The following is a 6,521-nucleotide window of genomic DNA, read 5'->3' on the forward strand; positions in this document are numbered from 1 at the left end:
GGCCGCGTCCTGCCGGCGGAGTCAGACAGGGATCCGACGGGGAACACCCGCGCCGCGGCCTTGTGCCGTCTCGGTCCAAGGTCCGCGGGCGCGGGCTGTCGTGCTGCTCAGCAGCCGCAGTCGTGGAGGCGGGCGAGTTCGTGGCGCCAGGAGGTGGCGACGTTGAACGATCCGCCGAGGTCGGGGAGATCCGCCCAGTCCTCCTCGGCGATGTCGACGAGGGTGCCGCCCGCGGACGCCACCTGGAGGGAGAACCGGCTGATGGTGTCGACGCTGACGGCCTGGAGAACCGCGCGTTCGACGGTGTCGGCGACGCTGGTGAGGCCGTGGCCGCGCATCACCACCACCGGCCGGTCGCCCATGGCCTCGCACACCTCGGTGGCGAGGGTGCGGCTGCGCACCAGCACAGCCCTCGCGTAGACCGGGACGCCCCCGGCGGCGAGGTGGGCCCCGGGGATGTCGAACGACCCCAGGATCGGGCGGACCCCCAACCCCGCCAGGTCGGCGGCCACCACGTTCGAAGGGTGCGCGTGCAGGACCGCGTTGACCTCGGGTCGCCTGCGCAGCAGCTCCGTGTGCAGAGGGAGTTCGTTGGGCACCGTGTAGCCGTCGGCGAGCTCGCCGACGGCGGCTGGCGCGCCGTCGAGGTCGACCCAGTGGACGTCCGCGGCCGTGGTGGAGGCGAGCCCGCGCTCCTGCGGCCCGCGGCAGCGGACGAGCAGGGTGTTCTCGTCGATCCGCAGGCTGATGTGACCGAGGACTCCGTCGGCGAGTCCGCGTGCGGTGAGCACCCGGCAGGCGCGCGCGATCAGTTCGCGCTGGGCTGGTGTCGGTGTCATGCCTTGGTCTCCGGTCGGCTGGCGGCGTTCGCGACGGCGCGAAGGCCGGGTTCGAGGTCGCTCCAGGCGGTGCCCTCGCGCAGCGCCTTGCGGCACTGCACCATGACCCGCGGCCAGTTGACGACGACGGCACCGCGGAGCAGGCCCTGACCGTCGGCGTAGAGCGCGGCAAAGCGTCGATCGGCCGTCGGGTCGCCCAACAGGGTGGTGGCGGCCGATCCGGAGGTGTCGCCGACCACCTGGATCTTCCAGCCGTGCTGGTCGCTCCAGACGAACTCGACGGGTTCGTAGGCCCGCAGGTTCCCGGGGCGGAGGATGTTGTGTGCCACGCAGGCCGCTTGGTCGACCGCGTTGGTCCAGTGCTCGGCACGGACGTGCGCCCCGCGTGCCCGGTCGAACCAGCGGGCGACGTCGCCGACCGCGTAGACGTGGGTGGTCCCGACCGCCCTGCAGTACTCGTCGCAGACCACGCCGTTCTCCACCGTGAGTCCGGACCCGGCGAGCCAGCCGTCGTTGGGGACCGCGCCGATACCGACGACGACGGTTGCGGCCCTCAGCTCGGTGCCGTCGTCGAGTGTGACGGTCAGCTGCCCCTTGCGCCCGGTGATGCCGGTGACGCCGACGCCCATCAGGCACCGGACCCCCGCGGCCTCGTGCATGGCCATCGCCGCACCGGCGACGTCCGTGCTCAGGGACCTGGTCATCGGAAGCGTCTGCGGATCGGCCATCGTCACGTCGAGGCCCAGCCGACGTCCCGTGGAGGCGACTTCGGCCCCGATGAACCCGGCGCCGATGACCACGAGCGGGCCCCCGCCGAGGAGGTCCGTCCGCAGCGCGTCCGCCCCGGCCAGGGTGCGGACGACGTGCACTCCGTCGATGTCCCCCCAGGGCGAACGGCGAGCCGCGGCACCGGTGGCGACCACGAGATGGTCGTACCCGATGCTGCTTCCGTCGTCGAACGAGACCAGGCGGCCCCGCGGTTCCAGTCCGGTGGCGCGCACTCCGAGGCGCAGCCCGATGCCCGCTGTATCCGCCTGCTCCCGCGTCAGCAGGCGGATGTCGTCCGCTCCGGACGACCCGGTCAGCAGGCCCTTGCTGAGCGGAGGCTTGTCGTACGGCGCCTCCGCCTCCGCTTCGGCGAGGACGATCTCCCCGTCGTACCCGCCCGCGCGCAGCGCCTGCGCCGTGCGGACGCCTCCGACGGAGCCGCCGACGATCAGCGTGCGCGTCATGCGTCGGTCACCTCGAGTGCGGAGACCGGGCAGCTGCGCGCCGCCTCTTCGACGCGCTTGCGGTCCGCTTCAGGCACCTCGGCCCTGAGAACGACCACAATGCCGTCGTCGTCGATGTCGTAGTAATCGTCGGCGCCGACAACGCAGTTCGCGTAGCCCTGGCACGCCCCCAGAGCGGCCCTGATGACTGCCATGTACGTCACTCCTGCTGGAAGTTCGTGAAGATCGAGTTCTGAAGGTCCGTCACTTGATCCGGATGCCGCCGTCGGAATGAACGACGTCCCCGGTGATGCCCCGTGCCCGGCTGGAGGCCAGGAAGACGTAGCTCCACGCGTGGTCCGTGCCGGACATGGCGATGCCGAGCGGCACCCGTCCGGCGAGTTCGGCCTCGCGCCCCGGCATGTCGTTGAGCCGCTTGTCGCTCAGGCCGAGCGCGCTGGCGCCGCGCAGGTCGGTGTTCACGGTCCCGCCCGGCGCGACCGCGTTGACCCTGACCTCGGGGGCGAGTTCGTGCGCCAGCGCGGTGGTGAGGCCGCGGACGGCATGCTTGGAAGCGACGTACATCACGCCGCCGCGCGCGGGGTAGTAGGCCGAGGTCGACTCGGTGAGGATCACCGACCCGCGCGACTTGCGCAGCTCCGGCAGCGCGGCCTTCACCGAGTGGAGGTGGCTCTTGACGTTGACGGCGAAGATCTCGTCGAATGCGCCGTCGATCTCGTCCTCGCCGAGCTCCGTCAGCCCCCGGTAGAAGTCGAATATCCCGACGCAGCCGACCAGCACGTCGAGGCCGCCGAACTGCAGTACGGCGCGGTCCACCGCGGCGCGGTTGTCCGCGGCGAGGGTCGCGTCCCCGGTGACGACCGGCACCTCGGGAAGGTCCGCGGCGAGGCGGTCGACCTTGGCCCGGTCGTGTTCGAGAACCGCGACCTGGGCGCCCTCCGAAAGGAAGGCGTCGACGACGGCGCGTCCGATACCGGATCCGCCGCCGACGACGAGTGCGCGCTGGCCGTCCATCCAACCGGTCATGAGGGAACGCTCCTTGCTTTAGAGACCGCAACGGGTTTTCGGTGAAGGGGACTTCTGCGGAAGCCGGGGATCACAACCTGGGCGGCCGCGTGCGCGCGGGCCGCTGTGGCGTCCCTGCCCCGGCTTCCCGGGGCCGCGAGGCGTCAGGGGATTTCCCTGAGTAGAGACTCGAAGGGATGACCCACCATGGCGGAGAAGGTCGCCGGGCCCTGCCACGTCAGGGCTTCGAGCTCCAGGGGGTCGAGGGTGTTCCATTGCCCGGACTTGGGGGAGTCGATCAGCAGACGGGTTCCGTTGCGGGTCTGCACACATACGACGCGGATCTCGGCGAACTCGTTCGCGATCACGATCGGTTCCCCGACCGCGTTGTCGAGGAAGCGCTGCCGTCGGACGTCGGCTGGTTCCGTCGCTTCGGGCTCCGGCCCGGAGGTGATGGGTTCCTCGCTCATAGGAAGATCGCCAGGTTCTGCATGCGGATCACCGACTCATCGGCGTCGATCAGGCGGCGGGCCAGCTTCCACTCGCCGTCGCACTGGCGCAGCAGGTCCTCGCGGCCTGCGGAGACGAGCGCGGACTCCACCACGTCGCCGCGGCTGCGGAACAGCAACACCGCCGATTCGACGATGAGTTCGTCGTCGCGATCGGTGGTGAACGTCCGCACGTTGGTGACGAAGTGGCGGAGCCGGGACGGCGGGTCCTCGGTCCAGGCGTGCTCGGTCGCGAACCGGGCCACCCGCTGACGGAGGGAGTACATGTTCTCGTCGAAATGCGCCATTCCCGGTGCGGTGTCGTAGCCGCTGCCCAGCGCGGTCGTCACTTTCACCGGCATGAAGTAGTGGATGTCCTCGGTGAGCACCTCAAGCCAACCGGTGTAGTCCTGGGTGTCGAGGAGGTACGCCTCGTCGACCAGCCACTTGTGGGCGGTCAGATGCCGCGTGTCGTCGAATGCGAGCGAGGCTCCCACCCGGCTCGTGGTCGAGGCGTGCGCTCCCAGCGGGGACTTGCGGGAGTTGACCCGGATGTGGTTGGCGTTCATCGGCTGGCCTCCGCAAGCTCGTCGTCCTCGCCGGTGGTGGCTCCGCGTGGTGAATCGGGCGTCCCGACCTCGACCGGCGGTTGGGTGGCCGCAGGTCGCTCCAGATGGTCGGCCCAGTCCGCGAGTAGGAACCGCTGGTTGTACTCGCCGTAACCGATCCGGGCCACGCCGGGGCCGGAGAACTCGTTGTCCGTCAGGGCCGGGACCACCGGGCGGTTGTCGGAGAGCAAGCCCATCCGGTTGTTGAGCAGCAGTCGGCGCGCCATCGATCCGGCGGCGGTGGTGGTGAGCGAGACCCAGTTCTCCACGTCGTCCTGCTCGAACATGCCCGAGCTGCCGAAGCACATGAGGTACGCCTTGTAGGACAGCGCTTTGAACTCCTCCGGCGCCTCCTTGTCGACGGCGAACCAGGACAGGACCTCGGTCTCGTCCTCGCTGATCGGCTGCCACTGGCGGATCGAGATGAACGGGAGCACGTCCTCGGAGTCCTCGACCTTCGGCCAGTTGTGCACGAAGCTCAGGTTCGGGAAGGCCGATGCCGCGGAGATCATGAAGCCGTTGTCCCCGATGAGGGACAGCTGCTCCTTCGACCACATGGTCTTCATCCGCTCGATCATCTCGTCGGGGTAGCCGACGTAGCGCAGTCGCTCCTCCAGGGTGCCGGGGGGCAGCTTGTACGTCGTGCCGCCACCGCGTCCGGCCCAATAGGTGCAACCGTCCTTGCGCTTCTCCGCCTTGGGCTCGCGGAAGAGGCCGATCTCGACCACGCTGGTGTGGGTCTGCGGCGTGTGGTACATGTCACCGGCGAAGTTCTCGACGCCGATTTTCCAGTTCGACTTCACCCGCCAGCGCTGCGGTCCGCGGAGCTCGAGGCCGCTCGCCGACTGCTTGGTGTAGTAATCCAGGTAGAACGTGAAGTCGCCGAGGTACTCGGTGAGCGGCGGGGCGTCGGGATCCAGGCTGACGAAGATCAGCCCGTTGTAGATGTCGATCGCGGGGGCCGGCAGCAGGGCCTGGCCCTTGCGGCGGAAACCTTCCTCGCCGCCGTACGCCTCCTGGTGGAAGGGCAGGCCGATGATCCGTCCGTCATTGCGGTAGGACCAGCCGTGGTACGGGCACCGGAAGTGGGTCGCGTTGCCCATCTCCGCGCGGCACACCTGCATGCCCCGGTGTAGGCACATGTTGAACATGGCCCTGACCTGGCCGTCGTTGCCCCGGGCGAGGATGAAGGAGTCCTCCAGCACGCGGCGCACGACGTAGTCGCCGGGCTCGGGCACTTCCGATTCGTGACCCACGAACATCCACGCCCGGCTGAACAGCCGCTCCTTCTCCAGTTCGAAGATCTCGCGGTCGTTGTAGATGTACGCAGGTGTCATCCCGCGACGAACGTCGTCGAGGACGCTTCCGTGATCTCGCATGGCGGCTCAGCCTCGATTCGATAGTTCTGTCTGTCAGAGACATTCTCTACTCATTAGAGAGTAACCGGCAAGCTCCGGATCACACTTTGCATCGGACTCCCCATGCCGCCGGGGGCCGCAGCCGTCGTCCGGCTCGTGCACGGCCTCCCGGGGCCGGAACCGTCGCCGAGGTGCCGGAAGGAGGTGGGCACCCGGCGGGCGGAGGAGCGTATGAGGAACTGTGCGTCATGCTGCGTCACCTCGTTCAGGAAGACGCGCGTCAAAGGCGGCATCGGCCAGCAGCAGCATCGAGGAGTCCGAGGTGTCCAACATCGGGTCGGCGCGGTCGAGTTCGCCGGTGGATTCCGGGCCGAAGGCGGCGTTCAGCAGTGCGCGGCTGCCGTACTCGACCAGCCCGACCATCCGCAGCAGCGGGTAGCCGAACTCGCAGCCTCTCGCCCCTGCGTTCGGGGGAGCGTCAGGTGAGCTGTTCGTCGTCGGGGACGTGCAGAAGGGTGCCGTCCAGGGCCGCACAGGTGATGCCCGCATCCCGCGGGCGGCCGACCGGGTCGGCCAGGGTGTCTAACAGGGCCTCGGGCGGGGCGGAATCGATGCGCCGCCGGGCCCGGGACATGGTACGAGAGGGCCGGGCGTACCAAGGGCAGCCCCTGCAACGAGGCGGTCGACGCGTTCCAGGCCATCCGGTAGGAGGCGTGCTCGAACACGCCGGCGAACCCGCGAGGGCAGCAGCCGCAGCGCCTTCTCCTGTGTCCCGGTCTTCCAGCACGGGCGTCCACCAGGGCGAAGTCCACGATCTGGGTGAACTCTCCCAGATGGCCGGGCGCGTACACACTTCTAGGGCGTGTATCGAAAGTCCCGCCTGGCCTGCGACGCCTAGCACGCACACTCGCTGCGTTGTCGGAATCGCCCAAGTACGTCCAGTACGAGGGCGACCCTCCGCCTTGCGATTGCACGCACCGGACGCCGCAGG

The 6,521-nt window shown here is 69.2% G+C and carries 9 protein-coding genes; all 9 read right to left on the reverse strand.

Annotated elements, in window-relative coordinates; all coding sequences use genetic code 11:
• Positions 1-107 precede the first annotated feature (107 nt).
• On the reverse strand, positions 108-839 hold the full coding sequence (locus ACFYT4_RS28715) for a class II aldolase/adducin family protein (RefSeq protein ID WP_389275119.1): 732 nt from the start codon (positions 837-839) through the stop codon (positions 108-110).
• A complete protein-coding gene (locus ACFYT4_RS28720) occupies positions 836-2,071 on the reverse strand; it encodes an NAD(P)/FAD-dependent oxidoreductase (protein WP_389275122.1) in 1,236 nt (411 codons plus the stop codon). Before ACFYT4_RS28720 ends, ACFYT4_RS28715 begins: the two co-directional genes overlap by 4 nt.
• The gene (locus ACFYT4_RS28725; RefSeq protein ID WP_389275124.1) at positions 2,068-2,265 is read right to left on the reverse strand and encodes a ferredoxin; all 198 of its coding nucleotides are present in this window, start codon (positions 2,263-2,265) and stop codon (positions 2,068-2,070) included. Before ACFYT4_RS28725 ends, ACFYT4_RS28720 begins: the two co-directional genes overlap by 4 nt.
• Before the next feature lie 49 nt (positions 2,266-2,314).
• Positions 2,315-3,097: a 3-(cis-5,6-dihydroxycyclohexa-1,3-dien-1-yl)propanoate dehydrogenase gene (gene hcaB, locus ACFYT4_RS28730; protein ID WP_389275127.1), complete on the reverse strand. Its 783-nt coding sequence runs from the start codon at positions 3,095-3,097 to the stop codon at positions 2,315-2,317.
• Positions 3,098-3,240: 143 nt separating this feature from the next.
• The gene (locus tag ACFYT4_RS28735) at positions 3,241-3,546 is read right to left on the reverse strand and encodes a hypothetical protein (RefSeq protein ID WP_389275130.1); all 306 of its coding nucleotides are present in this window, start codon (positions 3,544-3,546) and stop codon (positions 3,241-3,243) included.
• Positions 3,543-4,133 (reverse strand): 3-phenylpropionate/cinnamic acid dioxygenase subunit beta, encoded by a 591-nt coding sequence (locus ACFYT4_RS28740; RefSeq protein ID WP_389275133.1) that lies wholly within the window; start codon positions 4,131-4,133, stop codon positions 3,543-3,545. The genes ACFYT4_RS28735 and ACFYT4_RS28740 overlap by 4 nt, the downstream gene beginning before the upstream one ends.
• Positions 4,130-5,551: an aromatic ring-hydroxylating dioxygenase subunit alpha gene (locus tag ACFYT4_RS28745; protein ID WP_389275136.1), complete on the reverse strand. Its 1,422-nt coding sequence runs from the start codon at positions 5,549-5,551 to the stop codon at positions 4,130-4,132. Before ACFYT4_RS28745 ends, ACFYT4_RS28740 begins: the two co-directional genes overlap by 4 nt.
• A 225-nt stretch (positions 5,552-5,776) precedes the next feature.
• Complete coding sequence (locus ACFYT4_RS28750) at positions 5,777-5,953, reverse strand: hypothetical protein (RefSeq protein WP_389275139.1); 177 nt, start codon at positions 5,951-5,953, stop codon at positions 5,777-5,779.
• A 55-nt stretch (positions 5,954-6,008) separates the two neighbouring features.
• Entirely contained in the window at positions 6,009-6,164 is a 156-nt protein-coding gene (locus ACFYT4_RS28755; protein WP_389275142.1) for a hypothetical protein, read from the reverse strand.
• Between the last annotated feature and the right edge of the window lie 357 nt (positions 6,165-6,521).

Source organism: Streptomyces sp. NPDC004609 (assembly GCF_042873655.1).
GTDB lineage: Bacteria > Actinomycetota > Actinomycetes > Streptomycetales > Streptomycetaceae > Streptomyces.